This window comes from Tropicimonas sp. IMCC34011, from assembly GCF_003390865.1.
Classification (GTDB): domain Bacteria; phylum Pseudomonadota; class Alphaproteobacteria; order Rhodobacterales; family Rhodobacteraceae; genus Tropicimonas_B.
Window position 1 is genome coordinate 752,212 of the sequence record NZ_QMEJ01000001.1, and the last position, 21,407, is coordinate 773,618.

The window sequence follows — 21,407 nt, forward strand, 5'->3', positions numbered from 1 at the left end:
AAAACGCCGCGCGGGGATCGTGTCCCCACGCGGCGTGGCACTCGTCAACGAAAGCGTTCGAACGGAATTACATCGGCGGCGTCAGGACCGCGTCGATGACATGGATGACGCCGTTCGACTGCTCGACATCGGCCACGATCACGGTGGCGACGGTGCCGTTCTCATCCGTGAGCGTGATCTCGTCGCCCGACATCTCGGCCGTCAGGGTGCAGCCGCCCACGGTCGGGACCGGATGCGCGCCGCCGTCGTCGGCGATCATGCCGGCAATCGCGCCGGACATCGCGTCGGCCTCGACGACGTGGCAGCCGAGCACGGTCTGCAGCATCTCCTGATTTTCGTCCATCATCAGGGTCTCGACGGTGCCTTCGGGCAGAGCGGCGAAGGCCTCATCCGTGGGCGCGAAGACGGTGAAGGGGCCGCTGCCGGTCAGCAGGTCGCCCAGCTCGGCTTGCTGCACGGCGGCCACGAGCGTGGTGTGGATCGGCGAATTCATCGCGTTCTCCACGATGTTCAGCTTGGCGGACATTTCCGCCCCGCCGACGGTCGGATTGTCCTGGGCCATGGCGGCGCCGGTGCCGAGAGCGACTGTGGTGGCGGCGGCGATGAGGAAGGAGGTACGCATGAAGTGATGTTCCCTGTCAGTAGCATCCCGCCGGATTGTCCCGGTGGGCTATGTTCGAAACCACGCGTGCCGCGATGGAAAAGTTTCACCAAAGGGCGCGCCGACGAAAAATCATGTCCCGAAGGTCCGAACCGGCAAGGTGGACCGGAGGGAGCGCTGGGCAAAACGACGCGGGCAATCTACCTAAGACACCGCCGGGATCCGACACCGGCGTCACGCGAGAAGCCGAATGAACGCCAGATCCGGCCACGAGGCCGTTCGCGATGCCGTCGTGACCCACGGCGTGGTCAGCGCCCGCCCGGAAGATCTGCTCACCGGCTCCGGATGGCGCGTTGTCTGGGCGGTGGTGCATGAAGCGGTGCTCCGGCTCTGGAGCGACGACGCCTTCGGCCTCGCCGGCAACGTCGCCTTCCGCATGCTCTTGGCGGTCTTTCCCTTCCTGATCTTCACCAGTTCGCTCACCGCCTTCATCGGCGACCGCACCATGGCCGACGACCTGATCCACTTCCTGATCGCGATCGTGCCGCCGGCGCTGGTCGATCCGATCGTGGGCGAGGTCGAGAAGGTCATGACGATCCAGCGCGGCGGGGTCCTCAGCATCGGTATTTTGCTGACGATCTGGTTCGCCGTGGGCGGGGTGGACGGTGTACGCGTCGGCCTCAACCGTGCCTATGGCGTCCGGGAGACGCGCTCGGCCGTCGTGGTCTACACCGTGATGTCCGCCTTCGTGCTGCTGTCCGGCCTCGTGCTGACGCTGGTGGGGTATCTCGTGGTCCTCGCGCCGCGTGCGGGATCGCTTCTTCACCAGCTCTTTCCCGCCTTCGACCCATCCTCGATCTCGATGGGCCTCGTTCGCTATCCGGCGGCGGGCCTGATCCTGCTCATCTCCCTCTTCGCGGCGCATGTCTTCCTGCCGGCGCGGCGCACCCGCTTTTCCAGCATCTGGCCCGGAGTGATCTTCACCATTGCGGCGTGGAGCATCCTGACGGCGGTCTTTACCTTCTACCTCTCGAGCTTCGCGGCCTATGCCAGCTACTATGCCGGCCTCGCCGGCATCATCGCCGCGCTCTACTTCATGTACCTTGCCGCCCTGATCCTGATCTTCGGAGGGGAGCTGAACCGGGCCATCCGCATCCGCCGTCTGGCACGGGCCATGCGCGGCAAGATTGAAGATGGGGAAGAGAAGGAGGAGGAATGAACGTGGGCGTGGCTGGACGCCTGACCCCGCGATCCAAAGGCTGCGGAAAAGGCTTCCACGGCGCGATCCGGCGTACGGTGCCGGCCGACGGACGGAGCAGCCGGGCGACGCCGGCTACTGCTCACAATTCCGCGAAAGCCGCCGTGCCGAGGATCTCCCCCGTCGGGGCGCCGGTCTTGGACCCGCCGATCGGCTCTTCGGAGATCGCGAAGATGCTGCCGGCGAACCCCGCGCCGAGATCAGCCGGCAGGAAGAGATCCGCGCGCGGCGCCGGCGGCAGAAGACCGAGGGACACGGGCGCGTTCTCCCCCTCGATCACCCACATCTCGTAGGACACCTCCGGTCCGGGATCGGCGCGCAGCCGCTCGACGGTCAGAACGTTGCGATCCTCGTCGTAGGAGGCGACGACATGCACCGGGGTCTCGGCCGTGCCGAGTTCCGCCGAGAACTCGAAATGCGCCCCCCGGTCCATCGAGCTCGGCACCGCGAGCCAGATCGCCCCGGCCGCGGCCGCCGTCACGACAAGCCCGCCGAGCGTCTGCCAGAACCGCGTGACCGTCCGTCGCGGGCGGGTCTCGAATAGGCGGGCGTGGATCTTGCGGCGCACCGCCCGCGGCGGCTTGACGGGCTCGATCTCCTCCTCGGCGAGAAGCGCGAACCGCTCCTGCCAGAAGGCGAGGAGTGACTGCAATGCGGGTTCCGCGCGCATCCTGCTGCTGAAGGTCCGCGCCTCATCGGGGGGCAGGAGGCCGAGAGCGTATTCCCCGGCGGTCGCGGCGTCTCCGCCCCCGTCCGGGCCGCCCGGCCCCGCTCCGTAGATGTCGGCAGCGTCGCTCATCGCGTCAGACAATCCTTCAGTTTCAAGAGGCTCCGGCGGAGCCATGTTCGCATCGTGTTCAGCGGCACGCCGTGCCGCTCGGCGAGCACCTGGTAGGTGTCACCGTCGAGATAGGCGCCCCGGACCGCGGCAGCGCGGTCCTCGGGCAGTTCTGCGAGGCACCCGTCGAGCCGGGAGCGCTCGCCGGAGGCAATCGCTTCGGCCTCCGGGCCAGGACGCGTTTCGGCGACCTGAAGACCCTCCTCACCCAGCGGCGCTAAGCCTCCCGCCGCCTGCGCCCGGCGCAGCCGGTCGATGGCATGGTTGCGGGCGATGGCGATAAGCCACGACATCGGGCTCGCCCCGCCTGGAGTGAACCGATCCGCGCCGTGCCACACCTTGACGAAAATGTCCTGAAGCGCGTCTTCCGCCGTGCCCCTGTCCTTCAAGATACGGAGAGCCACGCCGAAGAGTTTCGCACTGGTGGCGTCGTAAAGTTCGCCGAAAGCGGCGCGGTCCCCAAGCGCGGTCCGCGCGATCAGCGCTTCGATATCCTCACGTGTTCTCGTCATGCGGCGAAAAGCGTCCCCCCGCGGCCATCTCCGGGCCGGGCTGCGTTTTCACGATTTGTGCCCGTTCGGGGCCCCGGGGGCAAGCCTTGCTGCGGCGCGTCCCGGTCAAGGGGGGCCTTCCACTTGCCCCTACGCGCGATATGTTGCATCCGGTCGCGAGGCGCGAACGGCAGCTTCGGCGGCCCCACGTGCGGCACACGAAAGGACACCATCGTCATGGCAGACGGCAGCGTCGACCGGCCCGCCCGGCCCACCGAGGACATTTCGGTTCGCGAAGTCTTCGGGCTCGATACCGACATGATCGTGAAAGGGTTCGCCGAACCCACGGATCGCGTTCCCGAAGCCGACGAGACCTACAAGTTCGACGCCGATACCACGCTGGCGATCCTTGCAGGTTTTTCCCACAACCGCCGCGTCATGATCCAGGGCTACCACGGCACCGGCAAGTCCACCCATATCGAACAGGTGGCCAACCGGCTGAACTGGCCCTGCGTGCGCGTCAACCTCGACAGTCACATCTCCCGCATCGACCTCATCGGCAAGGATGCGATCAAGCTGCGGGACGGGATGCAGGTCACCGAGTTCCAGGAAGGCATCCTGCCCTGGGCGCTGCGCAACCCCTGTGCCATCGTGTTCGACGAGTACGATGCGGGGCGCGCGGACGTGATGTTCGTCATCCAGCGCGTTCTGGAGCGGGACGGCAAGCTCACCCTGCTCGATCAGAACGAGGTGATCACGCCGCACCCGTCGTTCCGTCTCTTCGCCACGTCCAACACCGTGGGCCTCGGGGACACGACGGGCCTCTATCACGGCACCCAGCAGATCAACCAGGGCCAGATGGACCGCTGGTCCCTCGTCGCCACGCTGAACTATCTCGAGCACGATGCCGAGGTCGCGATCGCCCTGAGCAAGGCGCCGCATTACAACACTGCGGACGGACGCCAGACCGTCAGCCAGATGGTCACCGTGGCCGATCTGACCCGGACGGCGTTCATGAACGGCGAGCTGTCCACCGTTATGAGCCCGCGGACGGTGATTGCCTGGGCGCAGAATGCGGAGATCTTCAAGTCGGTCGGCTATGCCTTCCGCCTGACGTTCCTGAACAAGTGCGACGAGCTGGAGCGCCAGACGGTTGCCGAGTTCTACCAGCGCTGCTTCGACGAGGAACTGCCGGAGAGTGCCGTGTCCCTGAGCTTGAAGTGAGCGTTCGGCTGGCCGCCCTGGCGGCCATCCTGGGGATCCTGATCGGACCAGCGGCGCGAGGCGAGACTGCCGAGGCGCCGCTGGAGCTCGCACGGGGTCTCTCCGCCTGCTACGGCCTCTATGCCGCCCACGTCATCCTCCTGCAGCAGACCGGGCAGGAAATCGAGCGCGGAGCGTGGATGCGACTGAAGCCGGTGGAAGAGCGGCTCGACGCCGTGATGCCCGCGGCCCGACAGGGCGGCTTCACGCTCAAGGAAGCCAGCGCCATCGCCAAGGCCACCCGCGGTGCCGCGCTGTCCCACCTTCACAGGCTTATCGACGATCCGGCGCATCGCGCCTCCTCCCAATGGCTGATGGAGCACGGACGGGCCTGTGACGCACGGCTCCTGAGGGACTGAAGGGCGACGGCCGCCCTCCCGCGCCGATCTTCGGCCAGCGGCCCCACAGGAAGAGCGCGCCCGCTCACGGACGCCCCCTGATCCTCTTCCGACCTCGCGACGGTCAGCGGCTGGTGCGGCCGCCCTCCTCCATCAGGCGCTCGATGAACGCCTCGGGGCTGACGCCCGCCGGCAGCACGATGATCGAGCCGCCGGAGCGCGCGGATTGCGATCCGTCGCGGCCCATGGTCCGGGGGTCGTCGGCCCCGTAGCCCTGCGAGCCGCGATTAATATCTCCCCGGCTCATGTCGGCAGCACTGCCATGCATCTCGCCGTTCATCGAATAGGTGCCATCGGTGGCCGGCGCGTCACCGGCCATCCCGGTCCCTGCGATAACGGGATCGCCGCCTGTTGCGGCGGCGCGCCGGAACGCCGCCTCCCGCTGGCATCGCCCGCGCAATCGGCCTAGTGTCCCGCTGGTCAGAATCCGGGGGAGTTGCGCCCATGGCGAAGTCCGACAATCCGTCCGAGCCGTTCAAGAAGGCGCTCGCCGAGGCGACGCGCGTCCTCGCCGACGCGCCCGATATCGGCGTGACCTACACGGTCGATCCGCCGGGACAGACCGCGGACAGCATCCGGCTGCCGCAGATCTCCCGCCGGATGAAGGCCGAGGAGGTGCTGATCGCCCGCGGTACGGCCGACGCCTTCGCGCTCCGCCATCGGTACCACAATGCCGCGACCCATGCCCGCTACCGCCCCACCGGGCAGATGGCGCAGGACATCTACGAAGCGATGGAAACGGCCCGCTGCGAGGCCGTCGGCGCTCGCCGGATGCCGGGCACCGCCGGGAACATCGACGCGCGGATCGGCGCTGAGGCCGAAAAGCGCGGCTACGGCGATATCCGTGAGGCGAGCGAGGCCCCCCTCGCCGCCGCGGCGGGCTACCTCGTGCGGCAACGCTCCACCGGGCGGGAGCTGCCGGCGGGCGCCAAGAACGTGCTCGATCTGTGGCGGGAGCATCTGGAGAGTTCGGCGGAAGAGACCCTCGGCGGCCTCGAAGAGGCGCTGTCCGACCAGCGCAGCTTCGCGCGTCTCGCCCGCAAGATGATCGAGGACCTGGGCTACGGGGACCAGCTCGGAGACGATCCCGACGCAGGCGACGACGAGGACCAGTCCGGCGAGACCGAGGAGAACGACGGCCGCGACGAGGGCGGCGAGACCGAGAGCGAGAACGACGAGCAGGACGAGACCGAGGCCGCGCCCGATCAGAGCCAGGAGCCTCAGGACGACCCGTCCGAAGCCCAGGTCTCGATGGACGAACAGACCGAGAGCGAAGCCGGAGACGAGAGCGAGCTGCCGGAGGGCGAAGCGCCGATCGAGCCGCCGGCCCCGCAACCCGTGAGCGAGGCCGATCCGAGCTATGGCGTCTATATCTCCGATTACGATGAGGAAATCGGTGCCGAGGACCTCGCCGAGCGCGTCGAGCTGGAACGCCTGCGCGCCTATCTCGACCAGCAGCTCGACCCGCTGAAAGGGGCCGTCGGACGGCTCGCGAACAAGCTCCAGCGGCGCCTTCAGGCGCAACAGAACCGCAGTTGGGAGTTCGATCTGGAGGAAGGCACGCTCGATGCCGGCCGCCTCGCCCGCGTGGTCGCGAACCCGACGATGCCGCTGTCGTTCAAGGTCGAGAAGGATACCGAGTTCCGCGACACGGTGGTGACCCTGCTGCTCGACAATTCGGGCTCGATGCGCGGCCGCCCGATCTCCATCGCGGCGATCTGCGCCGACGTTCTGGCCCGGACCCTCGAGCGCTGCGACGTCAAGGTGGAGATCCTCGGCTTCACCACCCGCGCCTGGAAGGGAGGACAGTCCCGCGAGCGCTGGCTGGCGGACGGTCGCCCGGCCGATCCCGGCCGGCTGAACGACCTGCGCCATATCGTCTACAAGTCGGCCGATGCGCCGTGGCGCCGGGCGCGGGACAACCTCGGCCTGATGATGAAGGAAGGGCTCCTGAAGGAGAACATCGACGGGGAGGCGCTGGAATGGGCGCATCGCCGGATGCTGGGTCGCCGCGAGGCGCGCCGCATCCTCATGGTGATCTCGGACGGCGCCCCGGTCGATGACAGCACCCTGTCGGTGAACCCGGCCAACTACCTCGAGAAGCACTTGCGGGACGTCATCACGATGATCGAGCGGCGCAAGGCCGTGGAGCTTCTGGCCATCGGCATCGGGCACGACGTCACCCGCTACTACCAGCGCGCGGTGACGATCACCGATGTCGAACAGCTTGCGGGCGCCATGACCGAGCAGCTCGCCGCCCTCTTCGACACCGACCCACGGGCCCGCGCTCGCATTTTCGGCATTAAGAAAGCGTCCTGATCACGTGTTCCAGACCTTCGAAACCACCTCCCGCCCCGAGAACGCCCTGCCCCGCCTCGCCGCGCTCCGCGCAGAACTGGCCCGCGAGGGGCTTTCGGGCTTCCTCATCCCGCGCGCCGATGCGCATCAGGGCGAGTACGTCGCCCCGCGGGACGAGCGCCTGGCCTGGCTGACAGGGTTCACCGGGTCCGCGGGCAATGCCGTAGTGCTGGACGGGACCGCAGCGGTGGTGACGGACGGACGCTACAAGGTGCAGGTCCGGGAGCAGCTTGATGCCGGCAGCTTCGAGACCGTGATCACCCCCGGCGGAAGCCTGATCAGCTGGATCGACGAGAAACTCGGGCGAGACGATGTGGCGGACGGCTCGGAAGCGCGGATCGGGTTCGATCCGTGGCTGCATTCCGTGTCCGAGATCGAGAAGCTGCGAAAGGCGCTGGAGCCGAGGGGCATCGCGCTGGTACCGTGGGACAACCTCGTGGACCGGATCTGGGACGATCAGCCGGAGCCGCCCATGGGGGAAATGAGCATTCACCCCCTCGATCTCGCCGGTGAGATCCATGACGAGAAACGGGCCCGGATCGGGCGGGCGGTGGCCGCCGAGGGCGCGGCCTCCGCCGTGATCACGCTGCCAGACAGCATCGCCTGGCTGTTGAACATCCGCGGCTCGGACATCGTGCGCAATCCGGTGCCCCATGCTTTCGCGATCCTCCATGCCGGCGGAACGGTCGATCTCTTCGCCGCGCCCGGAAAGATGACCCAGCTCCTTCGGGAGCATCTGGGCGAGGAGATCGCGGTTCACGCCCCGGAGGCGTTCTCCGCGTTTCTCGGCGCGCTGGACGGGCCGGTCCTCGTCGATCCAGCGAGCCTGCCCGTCGCGGCCTGGGACGCGGTCGGCGCGAAGATCGTCCGCGGCGTCGATCCGGTGTCCCTCCCCAAGGCCCGCAAGAATCCCGCCGAACTGGCCGGAATGGCCGCCGCCCATGTCCGGGACGGCGCCGCCATGGCGCGGTTCCTCACCTGGATCGACAGGGAGGCCCCGTCGGGAAAGCTCACCGAGATCGCCATCGCGACCCGGCTCGAAGAGGAGCGCGCCGCCGATCCGACGCTCAGGGACATCTCCTTCGAGACCATCGTCGGCTCCGGCCCTAACGGCGCCATGCCGCATTACCGCGTGAACAGCGAGAGCGACCGTACCGTGATGCCGGGGGACGTGCTGCTGGTGGACAGCGGCGGGCAATATTCAGACGGTACGACGGACATCACCCGGACCGTGGCGGTGGGCGAGGTGCCCGATCGCGCGCGGCGGGCCTTCACGCTGGTCCTCAAGGGCATGATCGCGATCTCCCGCGCACGCTGGCCGAAGGGCCTTGCCGGGCGCGATCTCGACCCCCTCGCCCGCGCTGCCCTTTGGCGCGCCGGTCTCGATTTCGACCACGGAACGGGCCACGGCGTCGGCGCCTATCTCAGCGTCCACGAGGGGCCGCAGCGGCTGTCCCGCACCTCGGAGGTGCCGCTCGAGACCGGCATGATCCTCTCGAACGAGCCGGGCTATTACGACGAGGGCGATTTCGGCATCCGCATCGAGAACCTCGTGTCGGTCATTCCGGCCCCTGCCCTGCCCGGAGCCGACGACCGGGAGATGCTCTCCTTCTCGACGCTCACCTTCGCGCCGATCGATCGGCGGATGATCGAGCCGGCGCTTCTCGATGCCGAGGAGAGGGGCTGGCTCGACGCCTACCATGCCGAAGTCGCGGCGAGGATCGGTCCGCTCCTTGACGCTTCCGTGAGCGAATGGCTCGACGGGGCGTGCCGTCCCCTCTAAGGTTTGCGCGCATCCGGTCCGAACCGGTTCGTTCAGATTCTCAGGAAGGGCGTTTTCATGGCTGAGCACATCAAGGTCCGTCCCGCCGGCGGCACGTGGGTCGTGCGAGCGGGCGGCGCCGTGATCGCGGAAAGCGACGATGCGCTGGAACTGACCGAGGGGGACTATCCTTCGGTCATCTACTTCCCGCGCGAGGACATCGCGATGGCGTTCCTGGAGGAATCCAGCCACACGAGCCACTGCCCCTACAAGGGTGAGGCGGGCTACTTCTCGATCGTCACGAAGAGCAAGACGCTCAAGGATGCCGCGTGGACCTACGTGGCACCGAAGGACGGCGTGACCGAGATCGCGGGTCACGTCGCCTTCTACAATTCCGCGGATGAAGTGACCGTCGAGCAGGTCTGAGACCGGCTTCGGGGACGGTCTCCGGACGACCGCACCCCGGCCGTCCGGCGGGTCCCGGGGGCCAGAGCGCCGCCGCAGGGCTCAGCCCGAAGGGGCCGCGTCCCGTCCGCGCCGGGGTTTAGCAGGTTCTGCCCGGCTCGCCCGGCGCACCAGCCTCTTCTCCAGAAGCACCATCGCGTCGTAGATCAGGACGGCGAAGAGTCCCACGATCAGCCCGCCCTGCAGGACGTAGGCGGTGTTGTTCGTCAGAAGCCCCGCGATGATCACCTCCCCCAGCGTCCGCGCCGCCACGGTGGACCCGATGGTGGCGGTGCCGAGGGCGATCACCACGGACAGGCGTATGCCGGCGAGGATGACCGGCAGGGCCAGCGGCAGCTCCACCTGCCATAGCCGCTGGCGGCGCCCCATCCCCATCCCCCGCGCGGCTTCCATCGTCTGGGGCGGCAGGTTGGACAGGCCCGTCATCGCGTTCTCGAAGATCGGCAGGAGGCCGTAGAGAAAGAGCGCGATCAACGTCGGCCCGGCCCCGAACCCCAGGACCGGCACGGCAAGCGCGAGGACGGCGACCGGCGGAAAGGTCTGGCCAACATTCGTGATCGTCCGGGACAGCGGCCGGAACGGGGCGCCCGAGGGCCGCGTGACGAGGATCGCCAGCGTCACGGCGACCAGCGTCGCCGCCGTCGAGGCCGCCGCGACGAGGCCGAGATGGCTGAGGGACAGGGAGAGGAGCGACGTCCTCTGGTAGATGACCGGACCGTTCGCCGGCGCAACCGGCGCAAAGAGGGGCGCGAAGGTCTCCGGCGTCAGGACGAGCCCGGCGAGAAGGAGCGCGAGCGCTCCGCGGAGGATCCAGCCCACGCTCACGGTGCGCGGCCCTCCGTCCTCGGTCCGGCCTCGGCGCGGGCGCGGATGCCATCGAGCGTCACGCGGCCCGGGGCCTGCCCCTCGCGACCCAATGGAACGGCGTCGCGTCCCGACCAGAGACAGGCGGAGAGCGCATCGCGGAGGGTCGCGTCCTGCGGCAGCGGCGCGCCATCCGCGCGCCCCTCCTCCACGATCTCAGCGGCAGGGATCAGCGACAGAAGGCGCATCGGCCGCTCCGCATCGCCTACCATGTCCGCGACGAACCCGGTGGCGGGCCGGGCGACGATCTCCTCCGGGGAGGCATACTGGACGAGCCGGCCGCCATCCATCACGCCGACCATGTCCCCCAGACGGATCGCCTCCTCCATGTCGTGGGTGACGAGAACGATGGTGGAGCCGAGCTTGCGCTGGATGTCCCTCAGATCCTCCTGCGCGCGGGCCCGGATGATGGGATCGAGAGCGCCAAACGGCTCGTCCATCAGCAGAAGATCCGGACGGGAGGCGAGCGCGCGGGCGACGCCCACCCGCTGCTGCTGGCCGCCCGAAAGCTCTTGGGGATAGCGGGAGCGGAACGCGGCAGGCTCCATGCCGAACAGGCTCAGAAGCTCGTCCACCCGGGCGTCGATCGTCTTCCGGTCCCAGCCGAGGAGGCGCGGCACCGCTGCGATGTTGCGGGCGACGGTGTGGTGCGGGAAGAGGCCGTGGCCCTGGATGGCATACCCGATGCGGCGGCGCAGAAGGTGCGGCGGGGTGTCCGCCGTGCGCTCGCCGTTGATCCGCACCTCGCCCGAGGTCGGCTCCTCGAGGCGGTTGATCATGCGCATCAGGGTCGTCTTGCCCGACCCGGAGGTGCCGACGATGACGGTGATCGTCCCGGTCTCGACGGTCATGGTGACGCTATCGACCGCGAGGGTCTCGCCGAAGCGCTTGGTGATGCCGTCGATCTCGATCATGCGCGGGTTTCCTTGGGAACGGGGCGGGCGAGATCCACGAGGATGTCCATGAGCACCGCCGCGGTGATCGCCATGAGAACGGTCGGGAGCGCACCGAGGAGGATCAGGTCCGCCGCGGTCTGGTTCAGCCCCTGGAAAACGAAGGTGCCGTAGCCCCCGCCGCCGATCAGCCCGGCGATGACCGCGAGGCCGATATTCTGGACGAGTACGATGCGCAGGCCCGCGAGGATCACCGGCAACGCAAGCGGCAGCTCCACCGTGACGAGGCGCTGCAGGACGGTCATGCCCATTCCCCGTGCCGCCTCCCGGGATCTCGGCGGAACCGAGGCGAGGCCCGCGACGGTGTTCGAGACGACCGGCAGGAGGGAATAGAGCAGGAGCGCGAGGAAGGCCGGCGCGAAGCCGATCCCGGCGATGCCGATGGCGCGCGCGGCGGGCAGGCTCGCCGCGACCCAGGCGAGGATCGGAATCATGATGCCAAACATCGCGAGGGAGGGGATCGTCTGCAGGAAACTCAGGGTCGGTATCGCGCCGGAGCGAAGGCCGGGACTGCGATGACAGGCGATGCCGAGCGGAAAGCCGATGAGCGCGGCAGCGGCGAGCGAGCCGAAGGCAAGCGCGACATGCCGGCTCGTCGCGGAGGCGAACGCGTCCCTGCGGCTTGCGTATTCCTGCGCGATGGAGAGGTCCGACAGAAGGCCCGACCAGAGCAGGATGCCGAGCCCCGCCAGGATCAGGGCCAGAAGGCCGAGCCGCAAGATCGGCCCCGGCGCGCGCGAGGAGAGCGCATCCGCCATCAACAAGGTCAGAACGAGGAAGAGGCACCAGAACCCTGCAGCTGGAGAGACGCGGGCGAACTCCCCGGCTCCACCCAGAAGATGGCTCCCGGTCGTGCCGATGAGGAGAAACAGGCCCGCGAGACCCACGAGGCTGCCGCCGAAGCGCAACCACGGGCGCCCGCGAAGCAGGCCGATCGCGAGGCCCGCGAGGATCGCAAGCGTGCCTGCGACCGCGATGCCCGGGCCGACGGCCGACCAGACCCGTAGCCCCTCCCCCGCGACGATACGGTTCGCCGCGAGGGTGGAGAACGGAAGGAACAGAGCGCCGAGCCCCAGCACCGCGAAGAGAAGTCCCGGCGGGGAGATCACTCCGAGGGCGGAGCCCGGCCGATCCATTCGGGCCGCGATCAGTCCAGGATCCCGGCTTCGGTGAGGTAGTCACGCGCGACCGCTTCGGACGGCTCGCCCCCGACCTGGATGCGTCCGTTCAGCTGCTGGAGCGTCTGCATGTCGAGGCCGGTGAAGATCGGGTTCAGGATCTCGGGGATCGAGGGGTATTCCTCGAGGATCGATGCGCGGACGATGGGCGTCGGCTCATAGACCGGCTGCACGCCCTGATCGTCCTCCATCACCACGAGGCCCGTCGCGCCGACGCCGCCGTCAGTGCCGTAGACCATCGCGGCATTGACGCCGGACGTGCCCCGGGCGGCGGCCTGAATGGTCGCGGCGGTATCGCCGCCGGAGAGGATGACGGTCTGATCCTCGCCGAGTTCGAAGCCGTAGGTCTCCTGCATCGCCGGAAGCACCGCCGGGGAGGAGACGAACTCGGTCGAGGCGGCAAGCGTGATGTCACCGCCGCCGGCGACCCATTCACCGAACTCGGTCATGGTGGAGAGTCCGTTCTCCTCCGCGACCGGACCGGTCACGGCGATGGCCCAGGTGTTGTTCGCGGGTGCGGCCTCGAGCCAGGTGATGTCGTTCGCCTCGGCATCGAGCTCGCGGGCACGGGCAAGCGCGTCGTCCGCGTTCTTCCAGGTGTCGGCATCCGCCTCGTCGAAGAAGAAGGCGGCGTTGCCGGTATATTCGGGGTAGATGTCGATCTGCCCCGCGATGATCGCCTCGCGGACGACCTGCGTGCCGCCGAGCTGGAGACGGCGCTCCACCGGAAGGCCCTCGGCCTCGAGCGCCAGCGCGATCATGTTGCCCAGAAGGCCGCCTTCCGTGTCGATCTTGGAGGAGACCACGACATCCGCCTGGGCGGTCGTGGCGAGGCCGGCGGAGAGGCCGAGAATGGCTGCGAGAACGGGATGTTTCATGTCTGGTCGGCGCCTTTTCGGTTAAGCCCTGCACTTGGCGACTTGATGTAGGGCGCACGCCGTAGCGGCAAGAAATTTCCTCGGCGGAAACTGCACCAGGTCAGGCGAGGCGAACCTCAGGCCGCCGCCGGGACGATCCGGCGCTCTATCAGGCCCATGAGATCGCCGAAGTACCCGCCGCTCCGGGCCGGCCTCGTCGGATCGGACGTGATTGCGACGGTCAGCTCGAGCGACGGCATGACGAAGATCACCTGACCGCCGTACCCGCGGGCGAGCGCGAAATCCCGCCCGCCGATCTGGTCGAGGAACCAGCCGTAGCCATAGGAGAGGCCGGAAAAGGGGGAGCGGCCGCGGGGACGGAGCGAGGCGTCGATGTAGTCCCGCGGCAGGATGCGGGCCCCGTCGTAGAGGCCGCCCTGCCGGTAGGTCTCCCCGATCCGGACCATGGCGCGGGGGGAGAGGGCCATCTCGTTGCCGCCGAGATAGTAGCCCTGCGGATCGCGCGTCCAGGCCGGGATCTCGATCCCGAGGGGGCCACCCAGATGGGCCCGCGCGAGGGCGAGCAGGCTCTGTCCCGTCGCTTCCGTCAGGGCGGCGCCGAGGATGTGGAAGGAGCCGGTCGAGTAGAGCATCCGTCCGCCCGGCTCTGCCACCATCTCGCGACCGAGCGCGTCCGCCACCCAGTTGGAGGAGGAGACCCACCCGCCGTAATTCGCGCCGGAGGTGCGTTCCAGCCCGGCGCGAAGGGTCACGAGGTCCTCGAGGGTGATGCCGGGAACCTCAGGGGCCGCGCCCGCCGGGATGAGGGCGGGCATGACCTCCCCGAGCGTGACGTCGACGCTGCCCACCTCACCACTGCCGATCACCGCGCCCAGAAGCGCCGCGACGACGGACTTGCTGACGGATTTGACGTTGACCGGCACGTCCGGCCCGGGGCCGCTGATCGCCTCGGCGAGGACTTCCTCACCGCCTTGTTGCACGACGATCGCTCGGAACTGATCGAGCCCGCGAGCAGCAGCGATGACCTCGTCCCACCCCCCGGCCTCCTGCGCCAGAAGGGACCCGGGAAGCGCCAGCGCCGCGCCGCCCGCGAGAAGAGCCGTTCGTCTGTGCATGATCGCTCCCGCCCTGTTGCCCCTTCCCGAGGTGGGGCGACGAGTGCTCGGCACCAATCAGAAGCCCGTGAGGATCAGGGCTTCAGGCGATATCCGGTCCGGAGCCAGTGCCAGCAGATCGCCATGACGAGGCCCGTGGCGACGAGGCAGACCGCGAGCCCGAGCCAGGGAGAGCTGTCCGACACGCCGATGGTGCCGTAGCGCACGCCGTCGATCAGGTAGAAGACCGGGTTGAAGCGGGTGATGGTCTCGAGCGCCGGCGGAAGGATCTCGATGGAATAGAACGTCCCCGACAGGAAGCTCAGCGGCGTGATGATGAAATTGGTGATCGCCGCCATCTGGTCGAACTTCTGCGCGAAGGTCGCGGCGACGAGGCCGAGGCTCGCCATGAAGGCCGCCCCCAGCAGCGCGAAGGTGAGGGCCCAGAACGGGTGCGCCAGGCCGATGCCGAGCACGAAGATCAGGACGAGGCCGATCGCGATCGCCACGAACATCCCCCGCGCCACGCCGCCCGCGATGTAGCCGACGAGAATTTCGAGGGGCGACAGGGGCGGCATCAGCGTATCGATGATGTTCCCCGTCACCTTGGCCGACACGAGGGAGGAGGACGTGTTGGCGAAAGCGTTCTGGATCACGCTCATCATCAGGATGCCGGGGGCGAGGAAATGGAGAAACGGCACCCCCATCACGTCCGGCCGCGCCCGTCCGATCGCCAGCGAGAAGACGGCGAGGAAGAGACCCGCGGTGACCAAAGGCGCGCCGAGCGTCTGGACCCAGACGTTGAGGAAGCGCATCACCTCGCGCTGCGTCAGGGTCCATGTGCCGAGCCAGTTGAAGCGCCCGAAGCGGCGCGTGCCCATTGTCGTGATATCCGCCATGTGCTCGCCTGCCTTCCGCGTCTGCCTGGTGCCGCCGGATGCGGCCTTTCGCCGGCATCCTCCTGCCATGCGGGACGCCGCCTTGTGAAGGGCGACCGGCATGCATAGGATAGGCGCTCGAACGAAAAGGCAAAGGTGCGTGCCGATGGCGGGCGCCAGGGTCTTTTCGTATTCATGGTTTGCCAGCTGGAGGGACCCCGCATGTCCTGGACCGACGAACGCGTCGAGACGCTGAAAAGAATGTGGAGCGAGGGACAGAGCGCCAGTCAGATCGCCAAGGAGCTTGGCGGCGTGACGCGCAATGCCGTGATCGGCAAGGTCCATCGCCTCGGCCTCTCCAATCGCAGCGGGGCCGAAGGCGCTCCGGCCGAGACCGCGGCCCCGGCCGCACCGGCGCAGGCTGCGCCCCCTGCCGAGCCGCCGCGCCCCGCGCCTGCCGAGGAAGAGGCCGCCGCGCCGTCTCCCGCCGCCCCCGCGCCCTCGGAGACGCCTGAGGAAGCCGCCGATCCCGAGGTCGTCGAGGCGGCCGAGGAAGAGGAGGCGGAACCCGCCGCCGCGACCGGCGTCGTTCCGCTCCGCCGGACCATCGTGCCCGCCGGCCAGCCCCTTCCGCCGCAGCCGAGCGCCAACGAGATCAGCCCCGAGACCCTCGCCTCCGTTCGCGAAGTCGAGAAGAAGTCCCGGAAGATCTCCCTGATGGAGCTGACCGAGCGGACCTGCAAATGGCCCATCGGCGACCCCGCGACGGACGATTTCTGGTTCTGCGGCCTGCCCGCACAGGCTGGCAAACCCTACTGCGAGGCCCATGTCGGCGTTGCCTTCCAGCCGATGTCCTCCCGCCGCGACCGCCGCCGCTAGAGCACAGCCCAAGGCTAAGGCGATCCGCGCATCGCCTCGGACAATACAGAAGCCCTCGCAGATCTCTGCGGGGGCTTTTTTGCGTGCCGCCCTGCCCTGATCTGCGGTCGTCTGCGTCTGCGGCACTACCTCCACCCCGCCCGAGAGAGCGGAGAGACTCCATGCGTCCGACATACCTTGCCATTGCCATCGCGCCGGGACGGAGAGCCTGACCGGCGAAGTTGCACCAAGACGAGGGACCGCGCCCTGGGCCAGTGCCGAGCCCCGAACGTGCGACACCGACTTTCGCATCAATGCACAGCCGGAACTTCACGATCGCGCTGTTGTGCAGGACCCCACCGCGCTAGGTATCGGATCGTGCAAGCAAGCGGGGGAGCCGATGGGCGCCATTATCGAAATCAAGGGTCTGTCGAAGACCTATGATGGCGGCTTCACCGCTCTCAAGAGCGTGGACCTGACCATAGAGGAAGGCGAGATCCTCGCCCTGCTTGGCCCGAACGGCGCCGGCAAGACGACAATGATCTCCGCCATCTGCGGCCTCGTGCAGCCGACGGGCGGCACCGTTCGCGTCGGCGGACATGATATCGTCACCGATTATCGCCGTGCCCGCGAGCTGATCGGCCTCGTGCCGCAGGAAATCACCATCGAGCCGTTCGAGACGGTCGGCAACACCGTCGCCTTCTCCCGCGGTGTCTTCGGCAAGAAGCGGGACGATGCGCGGATCGAGGAGGTGCTGCGCTCCCTGTCGCTCTGGGACAAGCGCAACTCGAAGAACAACGAGCTGTCGGGCGGGATGCGTCGCCGGGTGCTGATCGCCAAGGCGCTCTCCCACGATCCGCGCGTCCTCTTCCTCGACGAGCCGACCGCCGGCGTCGACGTCACTCTTCGAAAGGACATGTGGAACCTGGTGAGGCAGCTGCGCGCGAGCGGCGTGACCATCATCCTCACCACGCACTACATCGAGGAAGCCGAGGAGATGGCGGACCGGATCGGCGTCATCGACCGTGGCGAGCTGATGCTGGTTCAGGAGAAATCCCAGATGCTGAGCCAGCTCGGCCAGAAGGAACTGCACGTCGAACTTGCCGAGCCGATCTCGGAGCTCCCCCCTGCCCTCGCCCCCTTCGACGTCACGCTGGGCAACGGTGGCCACCATCTGAGCTACAGGTTCGATCGAAGCGCGGAGCGCACCGGCATAACACGGCTCATCGCCGCAATCGCCGAGGCGGGGCTGGTCCTGTCCGACGTCTCGACCCGTCAATCGAGCCTGGAGGATGTGTTCCTGCGGCTCGTCGAGGAGCACGGCGCATGAACTGGCGATCCATCAAGGCGATCTATGTCTTCGAGATGACGCGGACGTTCCGCACGATCCTGCAGAGCATCGTCTCTCCCGTCCTGTCCACGATCCTCTACTTCGTCGTCTTCGGGGCCGCCATCGGCGGGCGGATCGAGAGCGTCGAGGGGGTGAGCTACGGCGCGTTCATCGTGCCCGGCCTCATCATGCTCACGCTGCTGCAGCAATCGGTGACCAATGCCAGCTTCGGGATCTACTTCCCCAAGTTCATCGGCACGATCTACGAGCTTCTCTCGGCCCCGGTGAACTTCATCGAGATCGTGATCGGCTACGTGGGCGCGGCGGCGACGAAGTCCATCATGATCGCGGTGATCATCCTCGCGACCTCCACATTCTTCGTGGACCTGCGAATCGAGCACCCGGTCTGGATGGTCGCGTTCCTTCTGCTCACCGGGATCAGCTTCGCTCTCCTGGGCTTCATCATCGGCATATGGGCGAAGAACTTCGAGCAGCTCCAGCTCGTGCCGCTTCTGATCATCACGCCGCTCGTCTTCCTCGGCGGGTCGTTCTACTCGGTCTCGATGCTGCCCGAAGGCTGGCGGACGGTCACGTTCTTCAACCCGGTCCTCTATCTGATCTCCGGCTTCCGCTGGTCCTTCTACGGGATCTCCGACGTGCCCATCGCGGTATCCCTCGCGGCCGTGGCGCTGTTCATGGCGGCCTGTCTCGGGGTCATCTGGTGGATCTTCCGGAGCGGCTGGCGCCTCCGGCCCTGATTTAGCGCTCGAAACGCGCGGCGGCATCTTCACTTTGCCGCCGCCGCACGGCAGCATCGCGTCCATGCCACTGGCCAGTCTTGCATATTCCCTCGCGATCGCGCTGATGATCGGCTGGCTGCTCTGGCTGGGCCAGACGCTGCTCCTGCCGATCCTCGCCGCGATCATCTCGGTCTACGTCCTGATCGCCGCGGCGCAGGCGATGCGCAACGTGCCGCTCCTCGGCCGGGCGCCGTCATGGCTCCTGCGGCTCTTCGTCCTTGCGGGGTTCACCATCGGCGTCGCCCTTCTCTTCACGCTGATCGTGACGACCTTCGCCCGCGTCGTCGCCGCCATACCGGGCTACGAGGCCAATCTCGATACGGTGATCGGACGGGGCGCGGCTTGGCTCGGCTTCGAGGATCAACCGACCTGGGCGCGCCTGCGCGAAGCGACGTTCGACCAGATCGACACCGGCCGGCTGGTAACGCCGCTCGTGAACTCGCTCCGCGGCCTCGGCGGCTCCCTCTTCCTGATCGTCCTCTATGCGTCGTTCTTCCTAGCCGAGCGGGCGCGATTCGGCACCAAGCTGAACCGAGCCATCGGCGATCCCGACGACCGGGCGAAAACGCTGGAGGTCATGGCGCGGATCAACGAGCGGATCGGCGAGTATCTTCTGGTGAAGACCTTCGTGAACACCGTTCTCGGCCTCGTCTCCTTCATCATCATGTGGGCGATCGGGATCGAGTTCGCGATCTTCTGGGCCGTTCTCATCGGGTTCCTGAACTACATTCCCTATGTCGGCTCGCTGCTCGGCGTCGCGTTCCCGGTCCTTCTGTGCCTCGCGCAGTTCGGCTCCTTCGCGATGGCGGGCCTGTCGCTGGCGACGCTGACGGCGGCGCAGGTCTATGTCGGCTCCGTCCTCGAGCCGCGCCTCATGGGGCGGACATTCAACCTGTCGCCCTTCGTTGTCCTACTCGCCCTGGCCTTCTGGGGCTCGCTCTGGGGCATTCCGGGCGCGATCCTCTCCGTTCCGCTCACCGCGAGCCTCGTGATCGTGCTGGCGGAGATCCGCATCACGCGTCCCTTTGCCGTGATGATGAGCGCCAACGGCAAGGTGTGACTTTCAAGGGCGCGCCGCCTGCCCTATACCGCGCCGATCATGCAGAACCCGCCCGATCTCCGCCCCGACATCGCCCATGCCCGTCTGAGGCAGGGTGATGCCCGTCCCGGCCAGCCGACCATCGGCATGGTCTCGCTCGGTTGTCCCAAGGCCCTGGTGGATAGCGAGCGCATCCTCACGCGGCTGCGCGCGGAGGGCTACGGCATCTCCCCCGACTATTCAGGCGCCGACGCGGTGATCGTGAACACATGCGGGTTTCTCGACAGCGCCAAGGCGGAGAGCCTCGAAGCTATCGGTGAGGCGCTCGCGGAGAACGGCAGGGTGATCGTCACCGGATGTCTCGGCGCGGAAGAAGACTTCATCACCGGCGCGCATCCCTCCGTTTTGGCCGTCACCGGGCCGCATCAGTACGAGCAGGTGCTGGACGCCGTCCATTCCGCCGTCCCGCCTGCGCCCGATCCCTTCATCGACCTGCTGCCCGCGCAGGAGGTCTCGCTCACGCCGCGGCACTACAGCTACCTCAAGATCTCCGAGGGCTGTAACCACAAGTGCAAGTTCTGCATCATCCCCGACATGCGCGGCAAGCTCGCCTCACGCCCGGCGAACGCCGTGCTGCGGGAGGCCGAGCGGCTGGTCGAGGCCGGCGTGAAGGAACTTCTGGTGATCTCGCAGGATACATCCGCCTACGGCGTCGACCTGCGTCACGCGGCAGCGCCCTGGAAGGACAACGAGGTCCGCGCGCATATCACGGATCTGTCGCGAGAGCTTGGTCGGCTCGGGGCGTGGGTGCGGCTGCATTACGTCTACCCCTACCCCCACGTGCGCAACCTGATCCCGCTAATGGCGGAGGGGTTGGTCCTGCCCTATCTCGACATCCCGTTCCAGCACGCCCATCCCGAGACTCTGCGACGCATGGCTCGGCCCGCCGCGGCGGCGAAGACGCTGGACGAGATCGCGGCCTGGCGCGCGGCCTGCCCGGACATCACCCTTCGCTCCACCTTCATCGTCGGTTATCCCGGCGAGACCGAAGAGGAGTTCGAGACCCTTCTGGACTGGCTGGACGAAGCCCGGCTCGATCGGGTCGGCTGTTTTCAGTACGAGAACGTCGCCGGCGCCCGGTCGAACGAGCTCCCGGACCATGTGCCGGACGAGGTGAAGCAGGAGCGGTGGGATCGCTTCATGGAGAAGGCGCAGGCGATCAGCGCCGCCAAGCTCGATGCCAAGGTCGGTCAGCGGATGGACGTGATCGTCGACGCGGTGGACGCCGACGGCGCGACCTGCCGCACCAAGGGCGACGCGCCGGAAATCGACGGCCACCTCTTCATCGACGAGCGCCACGAGGCACTGAGCCCCGGTGACATCGTCACGGTGACGGTGGACGAGGCCTCGGAATACGATCTGTGGGGCCGGCTGGACTGATCCGGCCCCGTCGCGATTCCTCCGAAAACGATCGGGCTCAGGCGCTCTCGGGCCGGAAGTTCAGTGCTACCCCGTTCAGGCAGTGGCGCTTTCCGGTCGGCTCGGGGCCATCGTCGAAGATATGCCCGAGATGACCGCCGCAGCGGGAGCAATGCACCTCGGTGCGCGGGATCAGAAGCTTGATATCCCTCTTGGTCCCAACGGCGCCCGGGAGATTATCCCAGAAGCTCGGCCAGCCGGTGCCCGACTTGTACTTCGTCTCGGAGGAATAGAGATCCTGATCGCAACCGGCGCAGGTGAAGATGCCGGCGCGGGTCTCGTCGTTGAGCGGGCTGGTGAAGGCGCGTTCGGTTGCCTCCTCCCGCAGCACGGCAAATTCCTCTTCGGTCAGGCGCTCGCGCCATTCGGCCTCTGTCAGCGAGACCTCGAAATCCTGCGCCATGGCGGGCGTGCTGCGCCAGACGGCGACACCGCCGATGGCAGCTGCGACGGCCGCTGCGGAACCGCCGAATAGTACCTTGCGTCTACTGGTCATGGGACCTCCCTTGGCGTCATTATCAACGTAAGAAACGTGTCGGCACTGCGCGAGGTTTCGCGCATCACTCTCGTGTGACGCCGGTTCGGACCCGCTGCACCAATTCGGGCATCGGTGGCGTTACCC

The 21,407-nt window shown here is 67.7% G+C and carries 22 protein-coding genes; 11 read left to right on the top strand and 11 right to left on the bottom strand.

From position 1 onward, the window contains the following. Positions 1-67: 67 nt before the first annotated feature. Complete coding sequence (locus DQG15_RS03635; protein ID WP_116082803.1) at positions 68-622, bottom strand: fasciclin domain-containing protein; 555 nt, start codon at positions 620-622, stop codon at positions 68-70. Positions 623-851: 229 nt separating this feature from the next. Here DQG15_RS03635 and DQG15_RS03640 point away from each other — a divergent pair, with 229 nt between their 5' ends. After that, positions 852-1,820 (top strand): YihY/virulence factor BrkB family protein, encoded by a 969-nt coding sequence (locus DQG15_RS03640; protein WP_116082804.1) that lies wholly within the window; start codon positions 852-854, stop codon positions 1,818-1,820. 121 nt (positions 1,821-1,941) lie between these two features. Here the strand turns inward: DQG15_RS03640 and DQG15_RS03645 are convergent, their stop codons facing one another. Both DQG15_RS03645 and DQG15_RS03650 read right to left on the bottom strand, forming a co-directional pair. Then, positions 1,942-2,658, bottom strand: coding sequence for an anti-sigma factor domain-containing protein (locus DQG15_RS03645; RefSeq protein ID WP_157968881.1), 717 nt, complete (start codon positions 2,656-2,658; stop codon positions 1,942-1,944). Further along, complete coding sequence (locus DQG15_RS03650) at positions 2,655-3,209, bottom strand: sigma-70 family RNA polymerase sigma factor (protein ID WP_116082808.1); 555 nt, start codon at positions 3,207-3,209, stop codon at positions 2,655-2,657. The genes DQG15_RS03645 and DQG15_RS03650 overlap by 4 nt, the downstream gene beginning before the upstream one ends. Positions 3,210-3,425: 216 nt before the next feature. Between DQG15_RS03650 and cobS the strand changes: the two genes are divergently transcribed. Both cobS and DQG15_RS03660 read left to right on the top strand, forming a co-directional pair. After that, entirely contained in the window at positions 3,426-4,412 is a 987-nt protein-coding gene (gene cobS, locus DQG15_RS03655) for a cobaltochelatase subunit CobS (RefSeq protein ID WP_116082809.1), read from the top strand. Then, on the top strand, positions 4,409-4,810 hold the full coding sequence (locus DQG15_RS03660; RefSeq protein ID WP_116082811.1) for a hypothetical protein: 402 nt from the start codon (positions 4,409-4,411) through the stop codon (positions 4,808-4,810). Before cobS ends, DQG15_RS03660 begins: the two co-directional genes overlap by 4 nt. A gap of 103 nt (positions 4,811-4,913) precedes the next feature. Here the strand turns inward: DQG15_RS03660 and DQG15_RS03665 are convergent, their stop codons facing one another. Then, entirely contained in the window at positions 4,914-5,168 is a 255-nt protein-coding gene (locus DQG15_RS03665) for a hypothetical protein (protein ID WP_116082812.1), read from the bottom strand. A gap of 125 nt (positions 5,169-5,293) precedes the next feature. Between DQG15_RS03665 and cobT the strand changes: the two genes are divergently transcribed. The 3 genes from cobT to DQG15_RS03680 are packed head-to-tail and all read left to right on the top strand — an operon-like array spanning position 5,294 to position 9,395. Next, the gene (gene cobT, locus DQG15_RS03670) at positions 5,294-7,168 is read left to right on the top strand and encodes a cobaltochelatase subunit CobT (RefSeq protein WP_116082814.1); all 1,875 of its coding nucleotides are present in this window, start codon (positions 5,294-5,296) and stop codon (positions 7,166-7,168) included. Between the two features lie 4 nt (positions 7,169-7,172). After that, a complete protein-coding gene (locus tag DQG15_RS03675) occupies positions 7,173-8,990 on the top strand; it encodes an aminopeptidase P family protein (RefSeq protein ID WP_116082815.1) in 1,818 nt (605 codons plus the stop codon). A gap of 57 nt (positions 8,991-9,047) precedes the next feature. Beyond that, the gene (locus DQG15_RS03680) at positions 9,048-9,395 is read left to right on the top strand and encodes a DUF427 domain-containing protein (protein ID WP_116082817.1); all 348 of its coding nucleotides are present in this window, start codon (positions 9,048-9,050) and stop codon (positions 9,393-9,395) included. An 81-nt stretch (positions 9,396-9,476) separates the two neighbouring features. Here the strand turns inward: DQG15_RS03680 and DQG15_RS03685 are convergent, their stop codons facing one another. The 6 genes from DQG15_RS03685 to DQG15_RS03710 form a co-directional block, all read right to left on the bottom strand. Beyond that, positions 9,477-10,259, bottom strand: a complete 783-nt coding sequence (locus DQG15_RS03685) for an ABC transporter permease (protein ID WP_116082819.1) — start codon at positions 10,257-10,259, stop codon at positions 9,477-9,479. Then, positions 10,256-11,212, bottom strand: coding sequence for an ABC transporter ATP-binding protein (locus DQG15_RS03690; protein ID WP_116082820.1), 957 nt, complete (start codon positions 11,210-11,212; stop codon positions 10,256-10,258). Before DQG15_RS03690 ends, DQG15_RS03685 begins: the two co-directional genes overlap by 4 nt. Next, positions 11,209-12,387, bottom strand: a complete 1,179-nt coding sequence (locus DQG15_RS03695) for an ABC transporter permease (RefSeq protein ID WP_116082822.1) — start codon at positions 12,385-12,387, stop codon at positions 11,209-11,211. The genes DQG15_RS03690 and DQG15_RS03695 overlap by 4 nt, the downstream gene beginning before the upstream one ends. Before the next feature lie 11 nt (positions 12,388-12,398). Beyond that, positions 12,399-13,307, bottom strand: a complete 909-nt coding sequence (locus tag DQG15_RS03700) for an ABC transporter substrate-binding protein (RefSeq protein WP_116082824.1) — start codon at positions 13,305-13,307, stop codon at positions 12,399-12,401. Positions 13,308-13,423: 116 nt separating this feature from the next. Further along, positions 13,424-14,425, bottom strand: a complete 1,002-nt coding sequence (locus DQG15_RS03705; protein ID WP_370454167.1) for a serine hydrolase domain-containing protein — start codon at positions 14,423-14,425, stop codon at positions 13,424-13,426. A gap of 71 nt (positions 14,426-14,496) precedes the next feature. Beyond that, complete coding sequence (locus DQG15_RS03710; protein ID WP_232830698.1) at positions 14,497-15,300, bottom strand: ABC transporter permease; 804 nt, start codon at positions 15,298-15,300, stop codon at positions 14,497-14,499. Between the two features lie 201 nt (positions 15,301-15,501). On the opposite strand from DQG15_RS03710, the gene DQG15_RS03715 reads away from it, so the two are divergent. The 5 genes from DQG15_RS03715 to rimO all read left to right on the top strand — a co-directional run bounded on the left by DQG15_RS03715 (position 15,502) and on the right by rimO (position 20,746). Further along, a complete protein-coding gene (locus tag DQG15_RS03715) occupies positions 15,502-16,158 on the top strand; it encodes a GcrA family cell cycle regulator (protein ID WP_116082827.1) in 657 nt (218 codons plus the stop codon). A 379-nt stretch (positions 16,159-16,537) separates the two neighbouring features. Further along, a complete protein-coding gene (locus DQG15_RS03720; protein ID WP_116082828.1) occupies positions 16,538-17,467 on the top strand; it encodes an ABC transporter ATP-binding protein in 930 nt (309 codons plus the stop codon). Continuing rightward, positions 17,464-18,225, top strand: coding sequence for an ABC transporter permease (locus DQG15_RS03725; RefSeq protein ID WP_116082830.1), 762 nt, complete (start codon positions 17,464-17,466; stop codon positions 18,223-18,225). Before DQG15_RS03720 ends, DQG15_RS03725 begins: the two co-directional genes overlap by 4 nt. Before the next feature lie 64 nt (positions 18,226-18,289). After that, a complete protein-coding gene (locus DQG15_RS03730; protein ID WP_116082832.1) occupies positions 18,290-19,327 on the top strand; it encodes an AI-2E family transporter in 1,038 nt (345 codons plus the stop codon). A gap of 36 nt (positions 19,328-19,363) precedes the next feature. Then, on the top strand, positions 19,364-20,746 hold the full coding sequence (gene rimO, locus DQG15_RS03735; protein WP_116082833.1) for a 30S ribosomal protein S12 methylthiotransferase RimO: 1,383 nt from the start codon (positions 19,364-19,366) through the stop codon (positions 20,744-20,746). Between the two features lie 37 nt (positions 20,747-20,783). Here rimO and msrB read toward each other — a convergent pair whose 3' ends face one another. Next, positions 20,784-21,281, bottom strand: a complete 498-nt coding sequence (gene msrB, locus DQG15_RS03740) for a peptide-methionine (R)-S-oxide reductase MsrB (protein WP_116082835.1) — start codon at positions 21,279-21,281, stop codon at positions 20,784-20,786. Between the last annotated feature and the right edge of the window lie 126 nt (positions 21,282-21,407).

What these genes read in the sequence shown, in the direction of transcription:
- DQG15_RS03635 (WP_116082803.1), bottom strand. Translation starts at nt 622, where the DNA reads ATGCGTACCTCCTTCCTCATCGCCGCCGCCACCACAGTCGCTCTCGGC.
- DQG15_RS03640 (WP_116082804.1), top strand. Translation starts at nt 852, where the DNA reads ATGAACGCCAGATCCGGCCACGAGGCCGTTCGCGATGCCGTCGTGACC.
- DQG15_RS03645 (WP_157968881.1), bottom strand. Translation starts at nt 2,658, where the DNA reads ATGAGCGACGCTGCCGACATCTACGGAGCGGGGCCGGGCGGCCCGGAC.
- DQG15_RS03650 (WP_116082808.1), bottom strand. Translation starts at nt 3,209, where the DNA reads ATGACGAGAACACGTGAGGATATCGAAGCGCTGATCGCGCGGACCGCG.
- cobS (WP_116082809.1), top strand. Translation starts at nt 3,426, where the DNA reads ATGGCAGACGGCAGCGTCGACCGGCCCGCCCGGCCCACCGAGGACATT.
- DQG15_RS03665 (WP_116082812.1), bottom strand. Translation starts at nt 5,168, where the DNA reads ATGGCCGGTGACGCGCCGGCCACCGATGGCACCTATTCGATGAACGGC.
- cobT (WP_116082814.1), top strand. Translation starts at nt 5,294, where the DNA reads ATGGCGAAGTCCGACAATCCGTCCGAGCCGTTCAAGAAGGCGCTCGCC.
- DQG15_RS03680 (WP_116082817.1), top strand. Translation starts at nt 9,048, where the DNA reads ATGGCTGAGCACATCAAGGTCCGTCCCGCCGGCGGCACGTGGGTCGTG.
- DQG15_RS03690 (WP_116082820.1), bottom strand. Translation starts at nt 11,212, where the DNA reads ATGATCGAGATCGACGGCATCACCAAGCGCTTCGGCGAGACCCTCGCG.
- DQG15_RS03695 (WP_116082822.1), bottom strand. Translation starts at nt 12,387, where the DNA reads ATGGATCGGCCGGGCTCCGCCCTCGGAGTGATCTCCCCGCCGGGACTT.
- DQG15_RS03700 (WP_116082824.1), bottom strand. Translation starts at nt 13,307, where the DNA reads ATGAAACATCCCGTTCTCGCAGCCATTCTCGGCCTCTCCGCCGGCCTC.
- DQG15_RS03710 (WP_232830698.1), bottom strand. Translation starts at nt 15,300, where the DNA reads ATGGCGGATATCACGACAATGGGCACGCGCCGCTTCGGGCGCTTCAAC.
- DQG15_RS03715 (WP_116082827.1), top strand. Translation starts at nt 15,502, where the DNA reads ATGTCCTGGACCGACGAACGCGTCGAGACGCTGAAAAGAATGTGGAGC.
- DQG15_RS03720 (WP_116082828.1), top strand. Translation starts at nt 16,538, where the DNA reads ATGGGCGCCATTATCGAAATCAAGGGTCTGTCGAAGACCTATGATGGC.
- DQG15_RS03725 (WP_116082830.1), top strand. Translation starts at nt 17,464, where the DNA reads ATGAACTGGCGATCCATCAAGGCGATCTATGTCTTCGAGATGACGCGG.
- DQG15_RS03730 (WP_116082832.1), top strand. Translation starts at nt 18,290, where the DNA reads ATGCCACTGGCCAGTCTTGCATATTCCCTCGCGATCGCGCTGATGATC.
- msrB (WP_116082835.1), bottom strand. Translation starts at nt 21,281, where the DNA reads ATGACCAGTAGACGCAAGGTACTATTCGGCGGTTCCGCAGCGGCCGTC.